This is a genomic window from Enterococcus ureilyticus, assembly GCF_001730315.1.
Lineage (GTDB): Bacteria > Bacillota > Bacilli > Lactobacillales > Enterococcaceae > Enterococcus_L > Enterococcus_L ureilyticus.
The window spans coordinates 1-26,498 of sequence record NZ_MIKC01000013.1 but is presented as its reverse complement, the minus strand read 5'-3'; the positions used below and the strand labels follow the sequence as shown (position 1 = coordinate 26,498).

General features: G+C 34.9%; 21 protein-coding genes and 1 pseudogene. 21 read left to right on the top strand and 1 reads right to left on the bottom strand.

Translation table 11 applies throughout. From position 1 onward, the window contains the following. Positions 1-45: 45 nt before the first annotated feature. Genes esaA through BCR24_RS07940 form a run of 9 tightly spaced genes read left to right on the top strand, consistent with a single transcriptional unit; the run spans position 46 to position 13,714 of the window. Positions 46-3,405, top strand: coding sequence for a type VII secretion protein EsaA (gene esaA, locus BCR24_RS07980; RefSeq protein WP_069640031.1), 3,360 nt, complete (start codon positions 46-48; stop codon positions 3,403-3,405). Then, the gene (locus BCR24_RS07975; RefSeq protein ID WP_069640030.1) at positions 3,402-3,872 is read left to right on the top strand and encodes a hypothetical protein; all 471 of its coding nucleotides are present in this window, start codon (positions 3,402-3,404) and stop codon (positions 3,870-3,872) included. Before esaA ends, BCR24_RS07975 begins: the two co-directional genes overlap by 4 nt. Continuing rightward, positions 3,862-4,119, top strand: a complete 258-nt coding sequence (locus BCR24_RS07970) for an EsaB/YukD family protein (RefSeq protein ID WP_069640029.1) — start codon at positions 3,862-3,864, stop codon at positions 4,117-4,119. The genes BCR24_RS07975 and BCR24_RS07970 overlap by 11 nt, the downstream gene beginning before the upstream one ends. A gap of 4 nt (positions 4,120-4,123) precedes the next feature. Then, positions 4,124-5,356, top strand: a complete 1,233-nt coding sequence (gene essB / locus BCR24_RS07965) for a type VII secretion protein EssB (RefSeq protein WP_083244352.1) — start codon at positions 4,124-4,126, stop codon at positions 5,354-5,356. Beyond that, the gene (gene essC, locus BCR24_RS07960) at positions 5,357-9,871 is read left to right on the top strand and encodes a type VII secretion protein EssC (protein ID WP_069640028.1); all 4,515 of its coding nucleotides are present in this window, start codon (positions 5,357-5,359) and stop codon (positions 9,869-9,871) included. A gap of 30 nt (positions 9,872-9,901) precedes the next feature. Beyond that, positions 9,902-10,279 carry a hypothetical protein gene (locus BCR24_RS07955; RefSeq protein ID WP_069640027.1) on the top strand — a complete coding sequence of 126 codons (378 nt, stop codon included), beginning with the start codon at positions 9,902-9,904 and terminating at the stop codon, positions 10,277-10,279. Between the two features lie 20 nt (positions 10,280-10,299). Next, on the top strand, positions 10,300-12,354 hold the full coding sequence (locus BCR24_RS07950; protein WP_069640026.1) for a hypothetical protein: 2,055 nt from the start codon (positions 10,300-10,302) through the stop codon (positions 12,352-12,354). A gap of 19 nt (positions 12,355-12,373) precedes the next feature. Beyond that, on the top strand, positions 12,374-13,360 hold the full coding sequence (locus tag BCR24_RS07945; RefSeq protein ID WP_069640025.1) for a hypothetical protein: 987 nt from the start codon (positions 12,374-12,376) through the stop codon (positions 13,358-13,360). A 33-nt stretch (positions 13,361-13,393) separates the two neighbouring features. Beyond that, positions 13,394-13,714: a hypothetical protein gene (locus BCR24_RS07940; RefSeq protein ID WP_069640024.1), complete on the top strand. Its 321-nt coding sequence runs from the start codon at positions 13,394-13,396 to the stop codon at positions 13,712-13,714. A 41-nt stretch (positions 13,715-13,755) separates the two neighbouring features. Here the strand turns inward: BCR24_RS07940 and BCR24_RS07935 are convergent, their stop codons facing one another. Then, a complete protein-coding gene (locus BCR24_RS07935; RefSeq protein WP_069640023.1) occupies positions 13,756-13,965 on the bottom strand; it encodes a helix-turn-helix domain-containing protein in 210 nt (69 codons plus the stop codon). A 330-nt stretch (positions 13,966-14,295) separates the two neighbouring features. Here BCR24_RS07935 and BCR24_RS07930 point away from each other — a divergent pair, with 330 nt between their 5' ends. The 12 genes and pseudogenes from BCR24_RS07930 (at position 14,296) to BCR24_RS07870 (ending at position 26,277) form a co-directional block, all read left to right on the top strand. Beyond that, a complete protein-coding gene (locus tag BCR24_RS07930; protein ID WP_069640022.1) occupies positions 14,296-14,601 on the top strand; it encodes a hypothetical protein in 306 nt (101 codons plus the stop codon). A 108-nt stretch (positions 14,602-14,709) separates the two neighbouring features. Then, positions 14,710-16,658 (top strand): annotated as a pseudogene (essC, locus tag BCR24_RS07925) (type VII secretion protein EssC); the annotation flags it as partial. Positions 16,659-17,355: 697 nt separating this feature from the next. Beyond that, positions 17,356-17,736, top strand: a complete 381-nt coding sequence (locus BCR24_RS07920; protein ID WP_069640021.1) for a hypothetical protein — start codon at positions 17,356-17,358, stop codon at positions 17,734-17,736. A gap of 14 nt (positions 17,737-17,750) precedes the next feature. Continuing rightward, the gene (locus BCR24_RS07915; RefSeq protein WP_069640020.1) at positions 17,751-19,670 is read left to right on the top strand and encodes a hypothetical protein; all 1,920 of its coding nucleotides are present in this window, start codon (positions 17,751-17,753) and stop codon (positions 19,668-19,670) included. An 18-nt stretch (positions 19,671-19,688) separates the two neighbouring features. Further along, on the top strand, positions 19,689-20,648 hold the full coding sequence (locus BCR24_RS07910; protein WP_069640019.1) for a hypothetical protein: 960 nt from the start codon (positions 19,689-19,691) through the stop codon (positions 20,646-20,648). Between the two features lie 267 nt (positions 20,649-20,915). Then, positions 20,916-21,881, top strand: coding sequence for a hypothetical protein (locus BCR24_RS07905; RefSeq protein ID WP_069640018.1), 966 nt, complete (start codon positions 20,916-20,918; stop codon positions 21,879-21,881). A gap of 53 nt (positions 21,882-21,934) precedes the next feature. Next, entirely contained in the window at positions 21,935-22,252 is a 318-nt protein-coding gene (locus tag BCR24_RS07900; protein WP_069640017.1) for a hypothetical protein, read from the top strand. A gap of 541 nt (positions 22,253-22,793) precedes the next feature. Beyond that, positions 22,794-22,973, top strand: coding sequence for a hypothetical protein (locus BCR24_RS07890; protein WP_069640015.1), 180 nt, complete (start codon positions 22,794-22,796; stop codon positions 22,971-22,973). Positions 22,974-23,116: 143 nt separating this feature from the next. Beyond that, on the top strand, positions 23,117-24,001 hold the full coding sequence (locus BCR24_RS07885; RefSeq protein ID WP_141707036.1) for a hypothetical protein: 885 nt from the start codon (positions 23,117-23,119) through the stop codon (positions 23,999-24,001). Between the two features lie 13 nt (positions 24,002-24,014). Next, the gene (locus BCR24_RS07880; RefSeq protein WP_069640013.1) at positions 24,015-24,335 is read left to right on the top strand and encodes a hypothetical protein; all 321 of its coding nucleotides are present in this window, start codon (positions 24,015-24,017) and stop codon (positions 24,333-24,335) included. 80 nt (positions 24,336-24,415) lie between these two features. Then, positions 24,416-25,879, top strand: a complete 1,464-nt coding sequence (locus BCR24_RS07875; RefSeq protein WP_069640012.1) for a glycohydrolase toxin TNT-related protein — start codon at positions 24,416-24,418, stop codon at positions 25,877-25,879. Between the two features lie 131 nt (positions 25,880-26,010). Then, positions 26,011-26,277, top strand: a complete 267-nt coding sequence (locus tag BCR24_RS07870) for an Imm59 family immunity protein (RefSeq protein ID WP_069640011.1) — start codon at positions 26,011-26,013, stop codon at positions 26,275-26,277. Positions 26,278-26,498 lie beyond the last annotated feature (221 nt).

Below are 26,498 nucleotides of genomic sequence, written 5' to 3'. Positions count from 1 at the left end.
GGCACTTGCTCCTCGCTGTTCCTCTTTTGTTTAGGAGAATGATAAATGAACAGTAAAAAACTATATTATATGTTGAAATCTGTTTGGATGGTTGTAATTTTACTTATTATGCTGATATTTATGAATCGCGATTTTACCGATATCTCTGCGAATAAAGCGAAAGAAGATCAAGATATGCGGTTGAATATTGCGTTGGTAAATGAAGATAACGGGATTAACAAAAATAACATAGACTATAACCTAGGCGCAGATTACGTGAAGAAAATCGAAAAAGATGCGACATACAACTGGTTCACAGTGAGTCGAGGAATTGCCGAGAATGGTTTAAAAACTGGCACTTATAACCTACTTGTTACGATTCCAAGTAATTTCTCAAGCAAGCTTTTAGAATTAGACAGCGAAGCACCTGAAAAAGTTCAAGTCAATTACAAAATCAATGCGAATGGTAATGCTACTTTAGAAAATGAATCAAGAAGTGTTGGCCGAAAAATCGTCAATGATTTGAACCAACAGCTTGTGGATTTATATGTGGTGAGTATCATTGATAATTTGTATACGGCACAACAAAATATTGAAAAAGTGTATACAAATCAAACAGATTCCGTTGGGAAGTTTCAAGACATTCTTTACCAACCGACGATTAATTTTAAAGACTATTTACCAGGTATTACCTCACAGTCTCAAAGTGCCCTACAAGCAAATGACTTGTTGACAAATACATTAACTGAATTTATTAAAAATCCTGAGTCTCTCGTAAGTAGCCATCAAGATTTTTCTACTTTGCTAGAACAGTTATTACAGCAACGGGCTGATGGAAAATTGACTTACGAAGAGTTTGTTAAGATTTTGACCTCAATGGATGACAGTGTGTTAAGTTCTGAAACAAACAAATTATACAGCACACTAGAAAGCTTGAATCAATCATTACAGGATGATTTCATTGCCTCAGATGATGGAAATGGCCGTTATATCGAGCAGATGAATGCATTGAATGAACAACTACTTGCTTCTAAAGCAGATGTTGAAAAGCAGATTGATGAATTGACCGCTATTCAGAATGAGTATTTTGATACTTATAGTGAAGAGTTCTTCAACCAATTTAGAGTTACTACTCCAGATGAAGTGACGTTTAGAGATGTCCTTAAAAAAATGGATTACGATTCTGGTCAACTCTCAGATGTTACTAAATTTAATGATAATTACCTGCTGAAAATGCAAGAGCGTTTGGACAGCTTACCTTTTAAACAAGATACCCGAGATATTAATCAGTTCAATGAAGTCTTTTTATATGGTCATTTTCCATATACTGAAAACCCTGCTATTGATGACATTCGAACATCTATGTATGGAAACTCTGGCATGTTGGCTACTATAGAAAAAATCAATCAAAAAATTCGCGATACCAATGATAAATATCCTGATAATCCTAAGATCGAAGAATTGGAATGGAAAGTCGATAGTGAAACAGTCAGTAAAAGTCAATATCATGAGAAGTTGAGAACAACCTATGATAATTTGATTAAGGAAAGAGATACTGCTATTACAAAATCCCGTTCGTTCAGAATCAAAACAGAAAACTATAAAACGGACGGAAAGATTATTTTTGGTGAAATTCCTCCTGAAATTGCATCCCTTACTTATAATTATGGTAATAACCAAGTTGATCCTGCTGGTGAAGAGATTCAAATTACTAGTTCTAATTCTTACATGGACTTTACGTATACATTTGCAGACAATTTTGAAGAAACTAACGGTGCACCTACAATCCCAATTTCAGTGGTAAAAGTGCTTCATCCAGATAATGATGGAAATGCACAAGTTACACGAGCACTACCAACTGTCGATGTAACGACCAATGAAACAGAGCCTGAGTCCCAAGAAAACCAAACTACTGAGAGTACTTCTACTGAAGAAACAAGTCAGTCAGCACAATCAACTGAGGCAGTTACGCCAAAAGATACACCTCAAGTTGACACGTATACAGCTAGAGCAGTGGCAGGCACATATGTAGTTACTTGGAAGCAGACAACCGATCTATCTGCCTTTTTAACACCCAATTACCAAAGGGCTCAAAGAAAATATACAGAACAATTAGGAAAAACAATCGAATTGTATCAAACAGTCAACGCAGAATTAAAAGACTTCGATAAATACCCATTCGATGTCTTCAACAACTTATTGGACATGAACATGACGGAAATGTTCAAACAAGTCCTTAACGGAACCTTCGCGACAGGTCATTACAAAGACCAATATGCCAAGCTTGAAACACTACGTCGCCAAGCCGACGATATCGATCGTCAATCTGGTCGCATTGGTGAAAAGCTTCAAGATATTCAAGGCAATACTATGAGTCTAAACGAAAATGTCCAAAATCATTTAGCTCAAATCGCCGACTGGCAAAAGAATATGTCCGAAGCCACAGCATCTAACCTGAAAGTTGAAGCGGATAATGCTGCCACAGACACAGAGATATCTGCAATCGACTCGATGCTTAAAACGATCAAACAACAAGCTGAAATGCTGAAAGAAGCATCTGATATGAATGTTAAAGAAGCCGAAAGCGTTAAATCGGTCTTCACATCTTTCGACAAAGAAGTCCAAACTGCACAAAAAAATGGGGAAGATCTATCTGCTAATGCCGATGTGATCATGGACAATTTAAACAAAGAATTAGCCAACAACAATGATTTCGTTTCAGCCTTTATCAAAGTGCTGAACAACGCTCATAAAGACGGCGTACCAAACAATACCTTACTACAATTTATCGCCAATCCAGTGAACGGAAAAGCGGAAGCAACCATCAAAACAACTGAGGTCAACGAACCTTTCACTTGGATCTTGATCATGTACACGTTGAGCTTATTTATCGCTTACCTCTTTGCTACGCAACCTGTCGCAAGAAAAGTCAAGAATAAATTCAAACGAGAAAAACTCTGGCTCAAAGACAACATGCTGGAAACAATGCTACTCAGTTTAAGTGCTATCGGCATTGGCTTGATTTTAAGTCTGTTAAGTATCAGTGAATTAGGAATCGTGAAAGAATCCCAAATCGTTTGGGGCATGATGATCGTACTCTTTATGCTGATTTTCTCATTATTGAATCACTATGCGTTGAAGCAATTCCATATCGCAGGCTTTGCCTTAAGTCTTTTCCTATTTATCAGCTATGTCTTTGTCACCAACGCCATTGGAAAAACCAAAGGCAATAACCCGATGGTCGATCTTATTCGCTCCATCAATCCATTGTCGATCGGTGAAAATAACCTAGCAGATATCTTGGCAAATAACGCCTTGAATATTATTCAGATCATTTTATATCTACTAGCGATCGCAGCATTGATCGTATTCAATATTTTTATTTGGAAACCGAGACGTAAAGCGAAGGAAGTGGCCTCAAAATGAAAAAGCGAATGTCCTTATTTTTACTAGGAATCAGTCTCATTTCTTTTTCTGTTACGGCTAACGCAGAAGAAACATTACTTGATAACAACTTAGAATTACAAACAGATCGCTTGAATAAAGAACAAGTCGACGATGGCAAAACCAAAAGCTTCGTCGCAGAAGATCGCCTGTTCGAAGCAGAAATGATCCAAAAAACAAGCGATGCAAAAGCACTAGAAGAAAAGCAAAAACAAGAAGACATGTCTAAGCTCTTCCTAACAAAAGCAACAAAAGTAAAAGAACTAGATGCGACACAACTATTTGCAGGAACTGAACAGAACCAAGCAGCGGTGAAAAAAGAAGAAACGGTCTCCACCGTTTCTTCTCCCCCTGCTTTGTTTCCTTTAATTTTAGGATTAGCATTAGTGACAGTCGTTACCTTACTTTTGTATCACAACAGAAAAAGAGGACAAACTCATGGCGGATAATACAGAACACATCAACGTAACGTTGTTGTATCAGAAAAATAAAGAAAAAATGGTCGATTTAAGAATCCCGAATAACATTACCGTTTTTCGATTCATTCGAGAATTAAATCAAATCTTTGGAAAAGAAAAAAATGTCCAAAAATACCAAATCAAAGTATTGAATAAAGGAATTCTTCTAGATGAAGAGAAAAAATTAAAAGATTATCCGATTACAGACGGAGACATAATTGAAGTGTTGGGAGAGTAAATAAATGGAAGCAATGAAAGAAACGATGGTCGCAATCATTATTGAAAAACATACGTATGAATTTAAGAAAACAATCGAAAACTGGCAACTTGCGTTAAGAAAATCAGAGGTTCAAGTCAACGAAGAAAAGGATTTAGCCTTACTTAAAGTCGCTCACCCACTATTAATGGATACAAGCATCCATTGGGAAGAAGACGCTGTAACATTTACCTATGATTTGCCAAAAGAACGCATTACCTTCAACGAATTAAAAGCAGGATCAAAAGAAGATAAGCTACGCGCCATGACCAATATGGCTGCGGTTGAGCAACTATTAGACTTACCACTCACCTTCTTTATCCACCCGGAAAACCTGCTGTTTGACTACAACTTACAGCCCAAAATCGCCTACCGCGGTCTAGAAGGAAAAATGCCGCCAACAGTGACGAGCAATGACTTATTATTACGACAATACAAAAGCTTGATCATTGCGTTATTTGAAAAGAAAGACGATTTTACTAAGCTTTATGAAGGACAATTAGAAATCAAAAAAGGCTCTGAATTTATCCAAACAATCTTGAAGAAAGAAAGCTTTGAAGAAATCAGAGAATACCTCGTTCAAATGTATGACCAAACGATGGAACACACAGCAAAAACAACCAAAAAAGTCAGCAAAACAAAATTCCAAGTGATGAAACAATTATCGATTTGGATGACTGTGTTATCTGCTATCTTGGTGATCCCATTAGTCTATTTACTCTTTTTCCGTTTACCGTTCTTAGATCGGATGCAAAACACAGATACAGCCTTCTTGAAAAATGACTACGAAGCTGTTATCACAACATTGGAACCTGTTAAAACAACCAGCATTCCATTTACTCAAAAATATGAGCTAGCCTTTAGCTTCATTCAAGGGGAAGCTTTACAAGAACAACAGAAAAAAGTCATCTTAAATAACGTAACACTACGTTCTGATGAAAATTATTTAGATTACTGGATCGAAAATGGTCGTGGGAATCTGGATGAAGCCTTAGACGTAGCGAAAAACTTAGAAGATTCTGATTTGATTTTATACGGCATTACGCAAAAAATCGAACAAGTTCGAAAAGACACGAAAATGTCTGGAACTGAAAAAGAAGAAACCATCGGTAAATTAGAAGCCGACTATAAAAAATACAAAGAAAAACGTGACGAAAGTGTGAATGCTGCAGCGCAAGCGGAACAAACACAAGGATCGACTGCTCAGGAGGGAAACTAGATGACACAGACACAAGCCATCCTCTACCTTCAAGGCTATCGCTATCAGCTACTCCTTGATGAAGAAAAAGTACAACGGATCGGTTCAGACAATCAAGCCTCTCTTCACCTACCTTTACTAACAGAAGTAGACGAATTAACGATCGAAATGAAAGAGGAGTGGATCTTAACACACCAAGGTCAAGAACAGGTCTTATCACTAGACTCGCCCCTTATCCTTTCACTATCTGATGAGCAACAAGTCACGGTCATTTTAGCACCTGTCACGAAGATGCATGTATTTGATCTATTAGATAAAAAAGAACTGATTTTAAGTACTGATAAAGGCGCTACGCTGGAATTACCGAAAGACGATGTGACCAAAACGATTTCAGCTATTTTGAAAAAACAAGAAGATCAATGGTTGTTGACCGTCTTATCTGGCGAGTTGATGATCAATAATCAACTCTTTACTGGGACAGACTATTTACTTGGCAAAGGAGACGAGCTGTCTTTCCTACACCATACATTGAAAGTCTTTACTCATGAAATCCATGCCACAGAAGGCACGATCATCAAATCAGACCTCTGTGAAATTTACACATCGCGTTACGATGTCTATGAAGATTACCCAGATTTCCACCGTTCACCGCGGATCATTTACCGTGAACCAGAGGAAAAAATTACGATCAATGCCCCAAGTGAACCGAACAATAAACAACAAGATCAACTGATCAAAACGATTTTACCACCGATCGTCATGTTGATGGTAACGGTGGCAATGGCCTTTTTCAGACCAAATGGCTTATTCGTTTTAGCCAGTGCTGCAACGACCTTGATCACGATTATCTTCTCGATCACGAATTACTTTAAAACAAAAAAAGAACACAAACAAAGCTTGATCGATCGTGAAGTGAGCTATAAAAAATATTTAGTCGACAAGTCAGTAGAATTACACCAATTAAATCAAGAACAAAAACAAGGGCAATTGTATCACTATCCAAACGTTTCAGAACTATTGGAGATGACCAAAACTTACAGCCCAAGAATTTATGAAAAAACAGCACTACACTTTGACTTTCTCTTCTACCGCTTAGGGTTAGGAACCCTGCAATCGTCAAGTGATATTACCTACTCAAACAAAGAACGTGGGAAAGAAACCGATGATTTAGAAAAAAGTGGGTATGAGCTTTATACGAAGAGCTTAGAGCTTGAGGATATGCCAATCGTGGCGAATTTAGTCAATGGACCTGTTGGGTATATTGGCCCTAGAAACTTAGTGCTAGAACAGCTTCATTTATTAGTCAATCAATTATCTGTCTTCCATAGCTACCATGATTTACAATTTATCTCAATTTTCCCAGAAGCCGAAAAAGACCAATGGGAATGGATGCGTTGGTTGCCTCATGCAACGATGCAAGATGTGAATGTGCGTGGGTTTGTCTATAACCAACGGAGCCGTGACCAAGTCTTGAATAGTTTGAATCAAATTTTGAAAAACCGTAAAAATTCCATGGAAGAAAACCGCAATAGCCGTGATAGTACGATCTTCTCCCCTCATTATGTGGTAATGATTACTGATGAGAAGCTAATTTTGGATCATGTCATTATGGAATTCTTCAATGAAGATCCGAGTGAACTTGGTTGTAGCGTGATTTTCGTGGAAGATGTGATGAGTAGTTTATCGGATAATATCAAAACCGTTATCGATATCCGTGACCGCAATACTGGGGTTCTTTTATTAGAAGAAGGCAAATTAAAGAATACACCATTCCAATTGGATCACTTCCCTGCTGATTTTAGTAAAGAACAATTGCCAAGACTGCTTGCGCCATTGAATCATTTACAAAACTTGAAATCAAGTATTCCAGAAGCCGTGACGTTCCTAGAAATGTACGGCATCGAGAAATTTGATGAATTTAACGTGACCCAACGTTGGGCCGAACATTCTCCACATAAAACCTTAGCTGTACCGCTTGGTTTACGTGGAAAAGACGATATTGTCTATTTGAACTTACATGAAAAAGCCCACGGACCGCATGGATTGGTCGCTGGGACAACAGGTTCTGGTAAATCAGAGATCGTACAGAGTTATATTTTGAGTTTAGCCGTGAATTTCCATCCTTATGATGTGGCTTTCCTCCTGATTGACTACAAAGGTGGGGGTATGGCGAACTTGTTCCGTAACCTACCTCACTTATTAGGGAGTATTACCAACTTAGATGGCGCTCAAAGTATGCGTGCCTTAATCTCGATCAATGCCGAGCTAAAACGCCGTCAGCGCCTGTTCTCGGAGAATAACGTGAATCATATCAATCAGTATCAAAAATTATATAAAAGTGGCGATGTTGAAGAGCCGATGCCTCACCTCTTCTTAATTTCGGATGAGTTTGCGGAATTGAAATCAGAACAGCCTGAGTTTATGAAGGAACTTGTTTCCACTGCTCGTATTGGGCGTTCATTGGGGATTCACTTGATCCTTGCGACACAAAAACCAAGTGGTGTAGTAAATGATCAAATTTGGAGTAACTCGAAATTTAAATTAGCGCTAAAAGTGGCAGATAAAGCCGATTCGATGGAAATGTTGAAAACACCAGATGCGGCAGAAATCACCCAAGCTGGGCGTGCCTACTTGCAAGTGGGGAATAATGAGATTTATGAATTGTTCCAAAGTGCTTGGAGTGGAGCGGATTATCAGCCTGAAAAAGATGACCAACAGATTGAGGATCATACGATTTACTTGGTTAACGATCTTGGTCAGTATGAGATTTTGAGTGAAGATTTAAGTGGTTTGGAAAATGCGGATGATGTGAAACAGATTCCGACTGAGTTGGATGCCATTATTGATGGGATTCATGAAGTAGCGGAACGTGAGAATATCACCCCACTTCCACGTCCTTGGTTACCGCCGTTGGAAGAACGAATTGCTTCTTCTACCCTTCATCCTGTGGACTTTAGAGAAGAATGGTTGACAGAGAAACAGCCGCTTGAACCTGTTTTAGGTGTGGTGGATGTGCCGAGTATGCAGGCGCAGAATACGTTGCGTTTGAATATGACGCAAGAAGGTCATATGACCGTTTTTAGTAGTCCTGGGTATGGTAAGAGTACGTTTATGCAGACGGTTGTGATGGATTTGGCACGTGTGCATAGTCCTGAAAGGCTAAATGTGTATCTATTGGACTTTGGGACGAATGGACTTCTGCCGTTGAAGAAATTACCGCATGTGGCGGATACGATGAGTATTGATGAAGAAGAGAAAATTGAGAAGTTTGCGAGACGGATCAATGATGAGTTAAAACGTCGTAAGAAACTACTTAGTGAGTTTTCTGTGGCGAGTTTGGATATGTATGAACGAGCTAGTGGGAAAGAAGAACCGATTATTTTGATTCTTTTAGACGGTTTTGAAGGATTGAAAGATGCGAAGTTCAATGAAATCCTTGAAAAAGTCATTACACAAGTTGCGCGTGAAGGGGCTGGGATCGGGGTTCATCTACTTCTATCTGCAGGTAGACAAAACTCTCTGAAAGCGATCCTTTCAAGTAATATCAAGACACAGATTGTCTTGAAGATGATCGATGACAGTGAGCCTAGAGCGATTGTTGGAAGAACTACACTTACTATTGATGACTTACCAGGTCGTGGCTTGATCAAGTTAGAAGAACCTGAACTGTTCCAAGCAGCATTACCAGCTGATGGTGAAGATACACTACAAATCATTGAAGCAATTCAAGAAGAAGTTAACCAAATGGATCAACATTGGACTGGCGCTAGACCTGAACCAATACCGATGGTACCTGAAATATTAACAGAAGAATACTTCATAAACATGCCAAGTGTCCAACGAGATTTAGCCACACCTAACTTATTCCCTGTTGGGATCGACTTTGAAGAAGTACAAAGCGTTTCTTGGGATAGTTATAGAAGTAACCTCCTGTTTACTTACGGAAAAATACAAGAAGCTGAGCAGTTTGGTAAACAACTCCTCTCTCAATTATTACAAAAAGAACATCAAGTTATTTTACTTGATACAGCAAATAGTCCTTTATATGAGTTACACGATAAAGTATCGGCACTGGCAACAGAAAAAGAGCAGTATCACGATTTGTTAAATGCTTTAAAAATACGTTTAGAAGAACGTGAAGAACAATATGCAATTGAAAGAGAAAAACAAGGTCCGCTTTCTCCTACAGAGTTTTATAGAGGTTTGAAACCTATGTATATTTTACTAAACAATGTTAATAAGGTCGTTAGTGAAATGGATACCCTAAATCAAACTTTATTGGTAAAATTATTAACAGAAGCACACCAAGTCGGCATCTACTTTGTTTCAATTGCAGATATTTTTGAATTATCCAAAGGATATGATGATATAAGTAAAGTTCTTAAACGAGCAGAAGAAGTAATTTTAACTGTCCGATTAAATGATCAAAGTATCTTTAGTCCAAGTAATAAAAACTATAAAGAACCTATGTTAGCAGAGGATGAGGCCTATTATTTAATAAATAATATGGCGTATCTACTTAAACAATGTAAATAGCTTGTAGAGAAAAAAGAGGTGAAGAAATAGATGAGTTCAGCAGATTTACGGAGTGCTATGAATTATGTCAGTCAAGAAAAAGCAAATTTAGTAGCCTTACAGTCAAAACTTTCCGGGAAAAAAATGCCCGGAAAGATGTCTGTCACAAGGAATACTGAAGGCATGGGTGGAACAAAATATAAAGACCAACACACTGGGGTAAAAGAAAGTTTCACTACATTTAAAAGTAGCGTAACTAGTGAAAAGAGCGCTGCATTAGAAGCATTAGCCACTAAAATCGGCAAATTAGAGACCGATCTGGAAAATCTAGAGGTACAGTATAATGCCGCTGTTGCAGCTGAGAAAGCCGAAGCTGAAAGAAAAGTTGCTGAGGCAAAAGCGAAAGCTGAAAAGGCAAAAAGTAAATGATTAAATAAAGGAGGGATAAAATGGCTGTAAAAATTAATCAAATCAACGATTTAGAAGAATTGGGATCTAAAATTACTCAGTATAGTTCATCAATGACTAGCGCTTCAAGCTCCGCTCAAACAACTTTTAGTTCAAAACTGGAAGGATCAGAAGCAGAGTCTGTTAACCAATTCGTTGGTGTAATGAATCAATTAAAGGCAGATGCATTTGCAAAACTACCAGAAGTAACAACAAATTTTGCACAAGCACTACAAAATTATCACTCAGCGTTAAAAGGGGCTGGATTTGATAATATTATTAAATCAGAAAAACCCGTTGTAGAAGATGAATACTGTCAGAAGGTAACCAGCACTGAATATCAAAAATTTGAAGAAAAAGCAAATGAGATTAAAACTGTTATTAATGAAGTTGCAGGAGTATTACCAGAAGTATCTGATTCAAAAATAGAGACCCATTTGACTAGTCTCCATACAGAATTACAGAATAAAACAAATGAAATTAAAACTACTCGTTCAACAGTACAAGAGGCACAAACTGCTTTTAAATCAAAGTTAGAAGAAGTATCAAGTGAATTAGCACAATGTATGACTTCTATTGAAAACACGATGAATTTAACTGATCCTAAGAGTGGATTGAAACCTGCAAATATGGTGAAACTTATTTCACAGGGTTTTGGTAGTGCTATTGTTTCTGGTAAAATGAATAAAAAAGATATAGAAGCACTAAATTATCTAGGAGAAGGAGAATATGATAAGTTATTCAATATAGATCCGAATCAGCTCAGTGATCAGCTCCATGGTGTTTTAACAAACAAAGTAATTAATCAAGTTACTTTAGGCAAAGATGCCCCTGCTGATTTAGAGAAATTTTTGAGTGCGTTACTTTCACAAACTGGTGAAGGTGCACAGGCTAGAGTTGCTAAATATCTAGAAAAATTCTCAGAACAAACTGCGCTCCAATTTGCACAGCTTAGTGCAATTCTAATGCTAGATAATAGTGACCCCGATTTACTTTCTAGATATGATAAAGTAAGAGCTGTAGATACTCTTTTTGAATCATTATATGTTTTAAATCCAGTAAAAAGGTCTATGGAAGATTGGGGCTTTGGTTCTCAATGGGTAAACTACTATTCTAAATTAGAAGGTTTGCACTTTGGAACCGATGGTGACGTTTCTTTTGATTTAAAGAATTATAAGTCTCTTTCTGGATATGAGGAATATGGACTAAAAAATGGCGTTAAAGAAATTGATAGTATTCGTTATGATGATGCCTTCGAATTCTCTAAAGCACAAGATAATCAAAGATTAGCAGAGCTAAGAGCTAAAAAAGCGCAATTTGTTAATGAAGTCCTTCTAACTTCCGCAAGTGTAGCTTTAGGAATTTTTGCACCTGAAGTTGCAGGTGTGATTGGAATCGTTTCAGCAATTGCTAATGCTGCTGATACTGTCAGTGGTGGGTTGAATCAAACTAAAAGTATGAATGAATTGTTCGATAAAGGAATCATCAATTATCAAAAACAACGCTTTGGAGATGATGAAAAAGGTTTTAAAGCCTGGAAAAACAATTATGATAATAATAAAAACACAAAAATTCGAGGTGGTGCTGGAGACATCATGGGTGGCATTGCAGATCTATGGTCTAACTGGGATCAAATGGCTAAAGATATTGATGCGCAAGAAATGAAAATTCTCCACAATATCTTAGATATTGGTGGACTGGAAATTTCAGAGAATGATACAATCACGCATACCATACTAACACCTGTTGATAAAATGACCTTTGAACAACAACTTAGACTTATAGATTTTACAGAGAACGGATATCAAAGTTTCTTTGATCAACTGGATACTAGTGCTAAACAAGATATACTCAACGCCTTAAAAAATAAAGGGAAGAAAAATGAAGACATCCTCCCCGTGATAGATTTCATTAAAAATGGCGGGGATCTGTCCAAAGTAAATATTGATCAAATTCAAAACGTTTTAAGGGATGCAATTAAAAATACAAATTTAAATAATAAAGAACAACTCGCTAAAGATGCAAGTAGATGGTTTATGGATCCTAAAAACAAATAGACTTGGGGAGAAACTGTACATGAAAAAAAAATATATTTCAATACTTATCTTAGTCCTCGTTATTGGGGTCGTCATCTTCCTTTTCCTGAAAGAATCAAAAAAGAAAGAAGAGTTTGATATCCTAAAAGTTACTGAGCGATGGATTACTGGTTCAAAACCTGACATCACTGGAATAGATTGGCTAAACAACAATCAATGGTTACTGGTAAGTGCAAAAAGTCCAAAATTACCCAAGAGTTATTATGAAGATAATAAAAGTATTGAATATGAAACGACTTCCCCAATTATTGGGCTAACAAAGTTAATTCTAATAGATCAAGAACGTTTTTCTTCCATGAATAGTGGAGATAAACCTGATTTTTCTGTAACATATCATTTAGATGTATATTCAATTGAAAGAAAATCAATAAAAAAAATGAAGGATATAGATTTACAAAAGAAAGTTAAAGAAATAGACAAAGATTATACTATGGACAATATATATGATTTTACTTATGATGAAAAATTTGTTCGATTTTCAATTCAAGGACTAAAAGAGTTTTACTACCTTCGTTTATCAGACGAACAGATTATAAAGGAATCTGAAATGGATCGAGAGATACTGAAGAAAACTGCTGAAGAAAAACAAGTTCCAAAAGAATATAAATTTATTTCAGCTACAAATTTCCAAGATAGAAAAATTGTTGATAATAGCGGATTTTTTGTTTCATTAACTAACCCTAATCAACAAGTTTTAATAGGAAGTAAAAAAGAAAATTCAAAACTAATTGCTTTAGAAGAACAATATCCAGAAACAAAAAAAATCTTTGATACTGACGGATTTGGTTACATCAACTATTCTCAAGCTCCCCCGTCTGCAGAAGAACTTGCAAAACTGTTAGTTCCCAAAAATACAGATCCTTGGGAAGATGTAGTTCTTGATTCTAAATATAGTAAAGATAACGAAGAACACACTATTCACTCCATTGAAGAATTCTTAAAATGGTATTCTGAAGAAGAAAACTAATTGTTTAAACTCTAAACAACGTGAGGTGAAAAAATGCAAAAAATTGAAGTAGGAACTATAAAAAGTACACTTATATCAAATGATTTACCAGAAATTATGGAGTCTGTTAGCACTTCAATAACAGATGATAGCAAATCAGTATTAGAAAGTGCTATGAAACAACTAGGCAGCTGCAATAAGCAACTAGGTAAAAGTTTAAAGCAGCTTAACACATATGTTGACAGTATGGCTGAAGCGTTCGAGGATGCTGATAAGCAAGCAAGCGATTTAATGAATCAAAATACTGCAACTTTGGTAAGTAGTTCTAATAGCCGTTCAAGTGGCACTAAAGGATATTTAGAATTGATTTCGTAAAAAATAGAGTTAATTTCATTTGCTGAAATTAACTCTATTTTTTATCTATCTTCTGAAACAAATTCCATAATATCCCCTGGTTGACAATCAAGAGCCACACAAATCCTCTCAATAACATCCATCGATACCTTCTCATTTGCAGAAAGCTTCGCTAATGTAGCCGTTCCTATCCCTATTTCTTTACGTAGTTGCGTTTTTGTCATTTCTTTATCTATCAATAACTTCCATAAACGATTATAAATTATCGGCATTTACCTTATCCTCCCGTTTTCTACTAACTATATACTCAGTATAAAATGTAGATATTCTACAGTCAACATAATAAATTCGTTTAATTGAACAAATAATTCTTAAAACGAAATAAAACCGTTGACTAAATATTCTATTTACGGTATTATATATTCATTAAAGCGAATATTAAATTCTTTTTATTGAATACAAAGGAGGATTGACTATAAATAAAAAGAAGCAGAGCTTTAACGATTAAGAAATGAATTTCTTAAACTAAAACTCTACCCTAGACAAGTTGAGTATATCATACATTTAAGAAATTCTCCAAAAAAACTTGAAGGAGAATCATAATGAATACAATTAAACAGTTAACTATTAAAAATGACAGAAATCAACCAATTAAAAGTATCAGCCATCAAGATATCTACTCATTACATGATCTTTTAGAACAACTCAATTCTTGGCAAAGTGCACTGAATCTATTAAATGATTTTTTTAGCGATAAGCAAAGACCAGTAAACAAGAAAAAAATTGCAAGTAATTACTATGCATGTTCTCAAATTTTCTGTGCATTTCATAACGACTTTTCACAAGCATTGCAGGAAATGGAGAAACAAATTACAGAGTTGAGACAAAAAGAAAAAATTAAATATTAAGTCATCCTTAAAGTAAAAAATTACTATTTTTAGTAGTTTTTTACTTTTTTCTTTTATCTGCCTAATATTATTCCCTATTTTGTTAGTATTAGACAGAATATAGCTAATAAAACCTTAGCTGTGCCGCTTGGTTTACATGGAAAAGACGATATTGTCTACTTGAACTTACATGAAAAAGCTCACGGACCTCACGGCTTAGTCGCTGGGACAACAGGTTCTGGTAAATCAGAGATCGTACAGAGTTATATTTTGAGTTTAGCCGTGAATTTCCATCCTTACGATGTGGCTTTCCTACTGATTGACTACAAAGGTGGAGGAATGGCGAACTTGTTCCGTAACCTACCCCACTTATTAGGGAGTATTACCAACCTAGATGGCGCTCAAAGTATGCGTGCCTTAATCTCTATCAATGCCGAGCTAAAACGCCGTCAGCGCCTGTTCTCGGAGAATAACGTGAATCATATCAATCAGTATCAAAAATTATATAAAAGTGGCGATGTTGAAGAGCCGATGCCTCACCTCTTCCTGATCAGTGATGAATTCGCCGAGTTAAAATCAGAACAACCAGAGTTTATGAAAGAACTTGTTTCTACTGCTCGTATTGGGCGTTCGTTAGGGATTCACTTGATCCTTGCGACACAAAAGCCAAGTGGTGTGGTCAATGACCAATCTGGAGTAACTCGAAATTCAAACTAGCGTTGAAAGTGGCAGATAAAGCCGATTCGATGGAAATGTTGAAAACACCCGATGCGGCGGAAATCACCCAAGCTGGTCGTGCCTACTTGCAAGTTGGGAATAATGAGATTTATGAATTGTTCCAAAGTGCTTGGAGTGGAGCGGATTATCAGCCTGAAAAAGATGACCAACAGATTGAGGACCATACGATTTACTTGGTTAACGACCTTGGTCAGTATGAAATTTTAAGTGAAGATTTAAGTGGACTTGAAAATGCGGATGATGTGAAGCAGATTCCGACTGAACTGGATGCCATTATTGATGGGATCCATGAAGTAGCGGAACGTGAAAACATTACTCCACTTCCACGTCCTTGGTTACCGCCGTTGGAAGAACGGATTGCTTCTTCTACGCTTCATCCAGTCGACTTTAGAGAAGAATGGTTAACAGAGAAACAGCCGCTTGAACCTGTTTTGGGTGTGGTGGATGTGCCAAGTATGCAAGCACAGAATACGTTGCGTTTGAATATGACGCAAGAAGGTCATATGACTGTGTTTAGTAGTCCTGGGTATGGGAAAAGTACATTTATGCAGACGGTTGTGATGGATTTAGCGCGAGTGCATAGTCCAGAGCGGTTGAATGTTTACTTGCTTGATTTTGGGACGAATGGTTTACTACCGTTGAAGAAATTACCGCATGTGGCAGATACGATGAGTATTGATGAAGAAGAGAAAATTGAGAAGTTTGCGAGACGGATCAATGATGAATTGAAACGTCGTAAGAAGCTTCTTAGTGAGTTTTCTGTGGCTAGTTTGGATATGTATGAGCGTGCTAGTGGGAAAGAAGAACCGATCATCATTATCTTGTTAGATGGTTTTGAAGGAATGAAAGGTGCCAAGTTTGAAGAGATTCTTGAGAAAGTGATTACTCAAGTGGCTCGTGAAGGTGCTGGGATTGGGATTCATTTACTTCTATCTGCTGGTAGACAAAATTCAATGAGAGCGACTCTTTCAAGTAATATCAAAACGCAAGTCGTATTAAAAATGATTGATGATAGTGAGCCAAGAGCGATTGTTGGACGTACTACATTAACGATTGATGACTTACCTGGATGTGGATTGATCAAATTGGAAGAACCTGAGTTATTCCAAGCAGCATTACCAGCTGATGGTGAAGATACACTACAAATCATTGAAGCAATTCAAGAAGAAGTTAACCAAATGGATCAACATTGGACAGGTGAAAGACCTGAACCGATTCCGATGATGCCAGAAGTCTTTACACTTGAAGAGTTTAGAAAAGTAGCCAGCGTAAAACAACATATTGAATCGAATCATTCATTACCTGTTGGCTTAGATTTCGAAAAAGTTGAAAGTATTGCTTGGAACTATGCAGATTCTAATCTACTTTATGCTTATGCAAAAGCTCAGGATGGTGAAAGTTTTGGTCATCACGCAATTGATGTACTATTAGAACAAGAACATAAAGTGTTACTATTTGATGCTGGAAACAGTGGTTTATACACAAAATATGAGCAACTTAACGCTGCCGCTCTAACTTCTGAAGATCATAATAATTTAGTCGAAGCTATCAAAGAACGAATGGATGAACGCGATGAAGCATTCAAAGTTTATTTACAAAACAATGGAACATTATCACCAAAAGAATATTTTGAAAAAGAAGTTGAGCCACTCTTTGTTATTCTACACAACGTGAACAAATTTGTAGCTTCATTAAGTAGTCCAAACCAAGGGCTTTTAGCAACTATTTGTGCTGTAGGAAAAGAAAAAGGTATTCATATAATAACAATTAGTGATGTCTTTGAAATTACTAAAGGATATGATGATGTAAGTAAAGTAATCAAACGTGCTGAGGAAGCTATTCTAAAAGTACGAATTAACGATCAAACGTTCTTAACAGTGAATAACAAAAATTATAAAGAAGAAAATCTCAAAGAAGATGAAGGGTATTACATCCAAAGCGGTTTAGCGTATAAAATGCAACAACCAAGAACAAATTAAATTAATTTATATTTCTATGGAGGTATGCCCCCTCCATAGAAGATAGGAGTGAATTTTTATGGCATCGTCTGCTTATTGTTTACAGCAATTAACTTTCTACAAAGAAAAAAGAGATGACCTTAAGTTAAAACAAACAAAGTTAAAAGGATTAAAATTAGAAGCCAAACATGTCGTTGAGCGAGATTCATCTGGAATGGATGGTTTCGCATACGTAGAGAGAAAAGACACTGAGAAAAAACATATAAAAAGCTGTGTAAATAAAGTTAATAAAGAACGTAAATCTGCCCTTTCAAAGATTGCCGAAAAATTAGGTGAATATGATGACGAGATTATAGATTGGGGGCATAAATACACTAGTGCTTTAACCCAAGAAAGATTTGCAGCCGAACAAAAAAGAAAAGCAGATAAAGAAGCAGCAGACAAAGTAAAAAATAAATAAATAGGAGAAAATAAATGGTTGTTAAAATTCAATTTATTGAAAGCCTCTCAAATTTAGGAAGTAATTTATCGCAATATAGTAGTACCGTGCGTGAGGCTACATCAGGAGTAAAAAAAAGTTTTCAAGTAAAAGTAGAAGGCTCGCAGGCCGAAGCAATTCAAAGTTATGTGGGAGTCATTTCAGAACTAGGAACTACTATTTTTACTGGTTTTCCAACTCATATAAATCAATTTAGTAATGCTTTAAATAACTACCATGCAGAACTAAATGCTTTAAAGTTCCCTAGTAATATAGTATCTGATGCTGCCACAGTTGTGGATTATGCGGCAAACTTAAAAGGCAAGCAAGTAACTAGCATCCGAGATATTGCCGTAGACATCGCAGCAGCAATCAATGATGCTGCTACAATCGTAGAGGATATTGAAACCTCCAAAATTACATCGGACTATTTACCAACATTTGAAACTAAAATGAAAGCTGATGGAGAAAAAATAAAAACTATTCATGAAAAAGCAATTGACGCAAAAAATACATTTATGGATAGTTTGAATCAAGTGATAGCAGATTTAAAAAGTGATCAAAATGCACTGAATCAAGTGATGACTATGACCAATCCAAAAACTGGTCTATCCCCTAAACAATTGATTAAATTTGTTAAAGACGGACATTTGACTGGTGATAATATGGCACAGATGTTACGTAATATGACCAAACCAGATGATGTTCGAGCATTTAAGGCATTAGTAGAAAATGATTACGATGCTTTCTTTAAACTAAATCCAGATAATTTGAGTGATGGGAGCTATGCACTTGCATTACAAAAAATTGTTCAAATGCTAGGGCAAGAAAACCTTAAACAATTTGAAGGCTTATTAGAAAGTTTACTAAATTGTGGAAATGATAAAAATAGAGGACAACATCTAAATCGATTATCTTTAAATTCTGATTATATGGCCATGCAAAGTATTGATTTATACCTTCAAAATGAAACAAATCTAACCGATGCAGAAAAAGCAAGATTAGAAAACTTAGTTAATGATTTTCAAAATCTTTCAACTCTCTGGTTAGCTTTGCAGGCGATGGATTTATCTTCTACAAGAGGAACAAAGAATCCTCATATCGAGGACTTCAAGAAAAAATTTGATATTACTGACTTGAAACGAGGTAAAGATGGCAGCATTAGTTTTGATTTGACAGAAAAAATGACAACTAGTAAAGGTCACAAAGTATCTGATACAACTCATACAACTTCTGTTTCTACTGCTCAAAACGGCCAAGAAATGACAGATAAAGGATTAACACAAAAAATGCAACAACTTCAACAAGAACAGCGTGATAAAATGAAGAATTTCTTATTGAATCAAGCTGGAAGCGTTGGGGGTATCTTCATTCCTGGATTTAAAGATGGCTTACAAATAATTACGGATTTACCTTCATTAGCTGATTCAATCAAAAATGGTGTTAGCCATACAACAGGGAAGGGTAATTCAGATACACAAGCGATTGGAACAGTTGGCAATAACGCTATTGATGCTCTTACATTCTGGGATGATATGAAGAGGATCCAGGAACAAATTGATAATATTAGCAATGAAAAATTGAATAATCTTGTTGATACTGGTGGTAAAATCATAGAAAATGATGGTAAAATTACTGTAAATGGTGGTATGCCGACTATTGACTCTACGAGAAAATACAATGAAATTGCTAATAATGGGTTTAAAAATTATGTAGCACAAGCTCCAAAAAATGAAGAAGAGAAAGAAAAAATCAATCAAATGTTCCAAGAACCACTGTCACCTGAACAAAATTTTATTTTAAATGGTAATGGAAATATTGACGATATGGATTTTACGAAAATAATGAACATTCTTGATAAAATAAAAAATAAGACAAACTCTTCTGTATTTGACTGGATTAAAAATATTAAGTAAAAGGTGTGAAAATTAGACGTGAAAAGAGACTGGGTTATTCCTATACTAGCAATTTGTATTATAGCTTTCGTTATCTGGTTAAACGTGCATGAAAATACTAAAACTGTCATAGAGATTGAGGAAAAAGCTATCCCTGCTCAAATCATTGATATTCAACATTTTGATAATCAACAAAGTGTCGCAGTAAAATATAAAATCCCCGACACTGAAAAAAAAGGGAGTAACTTACAAACACAAGATGAAGTTGATTTTAACAATAAATATTTTATTACTACAGAATATGAAACACAAATGAAAACGATAGGAAGAAGCACTTATGGACAACAACAAATAAGTTATTTCAACCTATATGTATATGATATTTCTTCTGCTAAAGAAAAATTGTTGAAAAAAATAGATGTTCTTAATCTTATGAAGCAAAAATATTCTGAAGAGATAAAACATGTTGCTTATCGTGGTGGCTACAGTTATAAGAATCGGGATTATGTTTCTTTCAGGGTTTTCTCATTTGATGAAAAAGCCTCTGGCTATGAAATATCATACGATATACAAAATGATAGCTGGATAAAAGATGCAAGTTTACACGCTGATATGGAATCTTGGGGTTCTTTCCCCCAAGAAGCTGGTATAATTCTTGAAACTAACTTTTCTAACCGATGGATAAACAATGGGGATTTATTCATTCAAAACTTAAATATCATACTATCTAGTTCCCAAACGAATTCATCCTTTGATATTCCTTTGTTTAGTCGTTACCCTGAATTAAATAGTTTCAATCATTTGGATAACGGAGAAAATATGGGGTTATTTTTTTCAGTTCCCCCTAACGACCTATTAAATCTTTATATCCCAAAGGGAAAAAATCCGTATGATGGGTTGATACTAGACAAAAACAATAGTAATGACGGTCAAGAACATGAAATCCATTCATTTGAAGACTATAAAAAGTATAGTCGATGGTTTCGTACTAATTTTTAGATAACTTTCATAGAGAAAAATAGCAGACAAGTCAATATAGTAAATAATTATCGGAATGTTTTTAAAAATAGACAAAAATGAAATTTTTGGCAATTTCAACGTCTTCTAATAATTCTTAAAAAAATTTCATTTTCAATGGTATCGGAAATATTGAAGATATGGATTTTGCAAAAATAATGAATATTCTTGATGATGCAAAAAAAGCGACTGGCACATCCGGATTTGATTGGATAAAAAAATATTAAGTAAAAGGTGTTATGTTAAAACGTGAAAAAAGACTGGATTATTCCTATACTGGCAATCAGTATTATTGGTTTTGTTATTTGGTTAAACATCCATGAATACACTAAAACCGTCATAAACATCCAAAAAGCAATACCTGCTAAAATTATAGCAATTCAACATTTTGGTGAAAAGCAAGGAACTGCAATTAAATATGAAGTTACTAAAAGTGTAAATAAAAATGAAGAGTATCATGAAATAAACGATGCAGATTTTAATAACAATTTTTTTGTTACAACTGAATATGAAACAGAGAAAAAGACTTTTGGGCGTAATTCTTTAGGAGAATCGAAAACAAAAACAAACTATTTTAATCTTTATATTTATGATATTTCATTGGACAAAACTAAATTACCAAAAAAAATTGATGTCTATAAAGAAATGAATCAGCGTTATTCAGAAAACAATTTACATATTGTTTATCGAGGCGTTTTTAAATCAGATGAGCATTTTTACTCTACATTTGGAATTTTTTCATCTGATAATGAAGAACTAAACGAGACAATACTTTATGATATTTCCCAAGATAAGTGGATATTAGATAAAAACTGGAGCTTAAATAAACTTGCTTGGAACGGCTTTGAAGGTGAGTCTGCAATACTTTATACAAGCAATTTTTCTGATAGATGGTATAAAGGGAAACTGAAAACTTCTAATAACAACATCATAATATCTAGTAATTCTAATGACAATATTTTAGATATAACTTTATTTGACAAATATCCTGAGTTGAGTAGTTTTAGACAACTTGATAAAAATGAAAATCTAGGATTATTTTTTTCAGACGAAATTTATAATAAAGGCATATTGAATTTATTAGTCTCGAAAGATGAAAATCCTTACGATGGACTTATATTAAACAAAGAGAACAGTATAGACGACCAAGAACATGAAATTCACTCATTTGAAGACTATCAAAAATATAGTCGGTATGCCAATAAGGAAAATTAATATTAATTCAGGTAAATTCGACCTATCGAAATAAAAAAAAAGGAGAACAACCTATGTCTGGAGTAAAAGTAGATGTTGCCCAAATAAAAGGGGTAAATATTGCTGATAGCTGCAAAGAATTCTCAGAAGCATTTAATATGAAATCAGAAATCAACCAAGATGATGATGCCATGCAGTTAGCTAGCCAATGTGCTGATGAAGTTGAAGGAGTTTCAAAAGATTTAGCCAAAGGAATGGATCAGTTAAATACGTACATGAACGAAATGGCTGATGAATTTAAACAAATGGATGAGGGATTTGCAAAAGTAATTGAGATACAAGGACCACCACTCCCTCCAAAAAAAGCTAATCCATATAAAAACGCTTTTTAAAGTATTAATAAATGTAAAAACACCTTCCTAATACGAACTAAAAAGCTGTGATTTAGTTTATCAGAAATCACAGCTTTTACTATTTTATTTATGCATTAAAAACTACTAAGGAGTTCTGTAATGCTCATTCACCCAATCAAAGGATACTACTTAGAAAAAATGATTGCCTATACCAGATTTTTTCAAATAGTAACTACACTATATCTTTTCGCAAAAACAATGATTAATAACGAAAGTTCTATTTCCTATAATGATAAGTTTATGGGACAGAATTGGACATGGTATTTTGTATTTATACCTATTCAATGTGCAATTAGTTTATATCTATTAAGCATTCAAGGAAAGAATCCAAAACGTTGGCTAGCATGGTTATTATTACTAGTGGTACTTTCCGCAAGCACTGTACAAATATACAATTCTAGATATTTTTCAGAACGAGTTATTTATTTAGACATTCCTACTATTTTTTTGGTATTTTCATGCTTAGGTCTCATCGGCACTACTTATAATTATTTAAAAACTATCAGAAAAAGGATCAGTTGTGATCATTAACGATATAAAAGAAAAATATCCATTTGATAAGATCATTGATGAGCTTGGAGAGCCTGATAAAATGGAAAAGGATGGAAATGAACTAATTGTATTGAAATGGGAAGATAATTCAGAAAAAGAGTATATATATTTATCTATAGAATTAGACGATAATAAGATAATAAGGTGACTGAAATAAGAAAAGAAGAAATATAAAGACCTAAGTTTATAAAGCTGTATCTTTTGAAAGTAGATACTTCATTAATTATGATAGGTTATTCCAACAAAGAGAATTTGTAAACGCGCCATAAAAATACGAAGGTAGGAACCTAAATGTCTATAAAAAAGAAAAAAACAATAATTATTAGCATTATTGTAATAATTTTTTTAGGAATTATATCATGTATTGGTTGGTTAACTTATGAGTATTTTAGAATACCTTCATCCGCTGAGACAACAGCATGGTGGGATATTAGTAAACAACCTGAAATTATAAATATGGGAAAATTGAATAATAATCAATGGACAATTGCACAGTATAAAGACGTACAAAAGCCAGAAACTAAGTACAGAAATAAGCAACGATATAATTATAATTCATCTGATGTTGAAGTTGGAGAAAATCATGTTGCAACATTTAATAGAACCTATACTACTCCAACGCCTTTGGAATTTACTACTTCAACTACTTTATTTGAAATTTTTCTGTATGATGTATCGTCAAAAAAGGATTCTGAACCAAGAAAAGTCGACCTACTAGCCAAAGATAAAAAACTAATAGATGCGAACTATATGTATTTTCTGAACGGTTTTTCCATAGATGATAAATACTTAATTATTTATGGGACGGATGGACCTGAAAAAAGTCAAATCTACTATTATTTAGATGTGAAAGATCATTCAATTAAAACAGAAGATGAAGTAGATGCAAAATATCGTTACAAAGAACCTGATACAACCTCCTATAAGATTTTTTATACCGAAGGTGCCCAAGGAGCTTCCGATATCTGGGTAGACACTACTTCCCCAGCAACATATCTAAGTAGTTTTAATTTTACAGATAAACCAAACGTTAAAAATAAATTTATTCAAAAATATCCAGAAATAAAAGAATATTATGGCTCAGATACGTATTTTAAAATTAATTATACTAAAGATGCACCCAGTCCCTCAGAATTAATGGAAGAATTACGCTCAGGATATGAAGATGAAGACTAAGTGAGGTGAAACCATGCAAAAAATTGAAGTAGGAACTATAAAAAGTACACTTATATCAAATGATTTACCAGAAATTATGGAGTCTGTTAGCACTTCAATAACAGATGATAGTAAATCAGTATTAGAAAGTGCTATAAAACAATTAGGTAGCTGCAATAAGCAGCTCGGTAAAAGTTTAAAACAGCTTAACACATATGTTGACAGTATGGCCGAAGCGTTCGAGGAAGCTGACAAACAAGCCAGTGATCTAATGAATCAAAATACTGCCACTCTGGCAAGTAGTTCTAATAGCCGCTCAAGTGGCACTAGAGAGTATTTAGCGTTATTAACTTAATCAAAAAATTGTGTAAGTATCGTAAAATGATATTTACACATTTTTTACTTTATTTCAGATATCTTTACTAAGTATCCATAATGGCAGATGTAAAGTATACTCAAAGTAGTTGGGAAAAAATGGGACGTGACTTAGGAAATTTAATTGGTTCTGGATGGGGTAAAGGCGTCCATGAAGAATTAAACGATGTCACTAAAAATTTAGAAAAAGCAGAAGATAATATCACAACCTATGACGAGGACGGAATTATCAGTTTCAGTCATACGGATCGAAGTAGCGAATATAAAGAGATTGGTGAAAAATTAAAAGTACTAAAAGATTTCACAGGACAAGTCAACACTATTTTATCTACTGAAATCGATGATCCTTTCTATAAAGAAATGGATGCCTATGTAACTGCGGTAAGAGATTTAGATATTACAGAATACTCTGTATCGAATAGCTTAGGGATTAAAGAAACTAGAACGGCATACGCCATGGGAAGCAACATGACGTATGAGGTAAAAAAAGATAAAATAAATCTTAATGATATTTTAAATGGGGATAATCCAGTTGGTAAAGCGATGGTTGACGAGTGGAAAAACTACTTAAAAAACAATCCTGGTGCTAAAGATTTATCTTATGCGGATTATCAAAAAGAAGCCCTTTATTCTGGAGCGTTTGAATACGAATCTATTTCAGATGGACAAAAGAAAAAAGAATTTTGGTTTAACATGGCTGCACTTGCAACAACTGTTGTAGTGGGAATCGTTTTCCCTCCTGCTGGTATGGTTTTAGGTGCTGCGTTAGGTGGGTACGAAATGCTCAATGCCGCAGTTGGTAAAGATTTGTTTAGTGGTCGTGAACTAGGCACAGGCGAACGTTGGTTCCGATTTGGTGCTGGTGCTCTAGGTGTCTTTGGTGGTGTGAAAGGATTAAGTTCTTTCAGTAATAATATTAAGATGGTTACAGGTTCATCCTCTACTAAGATGGAACATGTTGTGAAGATGATGCAGAATAGTAGCCGTAGTAGCTATAAACAAATTCAAATAGTTTCTAAAACAATGCGTACACATTCAATTATCAAACAAACCACATGTAGTGGAGATGAGCTGGAAAGATACTTGAGAAACATAAACGGAGATTTAGCGGATGAATTCTTAAAAACTGGGAAATGGCCAGAAAAAATTCAAGTGCCTAAATCATCAAGTGTATTAACAAAGAATGGCGGTATTGATTGGTCTCAAGTACCTGAAGGAGGCTACGTTTTAGATAGCTCGGGAAATGCAATAAAGAAACCCTCTATTCCTAAAATTGGATCACAATTCGACAGATACGGGGAGCCAAACGGAAGATATACGTCTCCGCTTAATGGTGGGCAAGGATACAACTATGATCAAAGATCTTTACCTTATATAGAAGATATGTCTAAATACCATAAGTATGAAGTTACTGGAGATTTTTCTAAAATTGAAGAATATGTTAATAATTGTTCTAATTTAGAAATAAAACAAAAGATTCAAGCTGATGTTATAAGACACTATGATGGAGATTATGAAAATTAGTTACCTTTACTGGAGATATTGCTGGTGGTTTTAATTCTGTTGGAGGTGGAATTCAAGCAGAATTCCCAATAAGAGCAGACTTTTTAGAAGTTTTAGGACTAATAAAAGAAATAAAATAGGAGTGTGCCGTGATGACTTTAGAAGAAGCTAAAAAAATTATTGATAAAGAAAATTATAAGTATTATAATCTGTTTGAAGATCGTCCTTTAAAAGAAAATGAAGTGGGAATATGTAAAAATGACAATGGTTGGAAAGTTTTTACCACAGATGAGAGAGCCAGTATTGTAACAAATTCAGTTGTAGAATTTAACAACGAATCTGATGCTCTAGATAGATTCATGAAAAGAGTAGCAACTGAAAAAATTCTTTATAATGATAATGACGAGGATAATAAATAAATTTACCCAGCTAGGCTTTTTTATGCGGAAACAAATTAATTTTATGACAAACTAAGATATGTTAAACGGTATTAGCTATGATTGCTGATGCCGTTTTTAAAGGCTCTTTGTCAACTAATGTTGGTGAAGAAAATCTAAAGAATTAAATCGATTAATATGATTCCTAGAGGAAATTTCCTCTAGGTTTTTCTATTTTCTTGAAAAAGAATAGTGCCAAAACA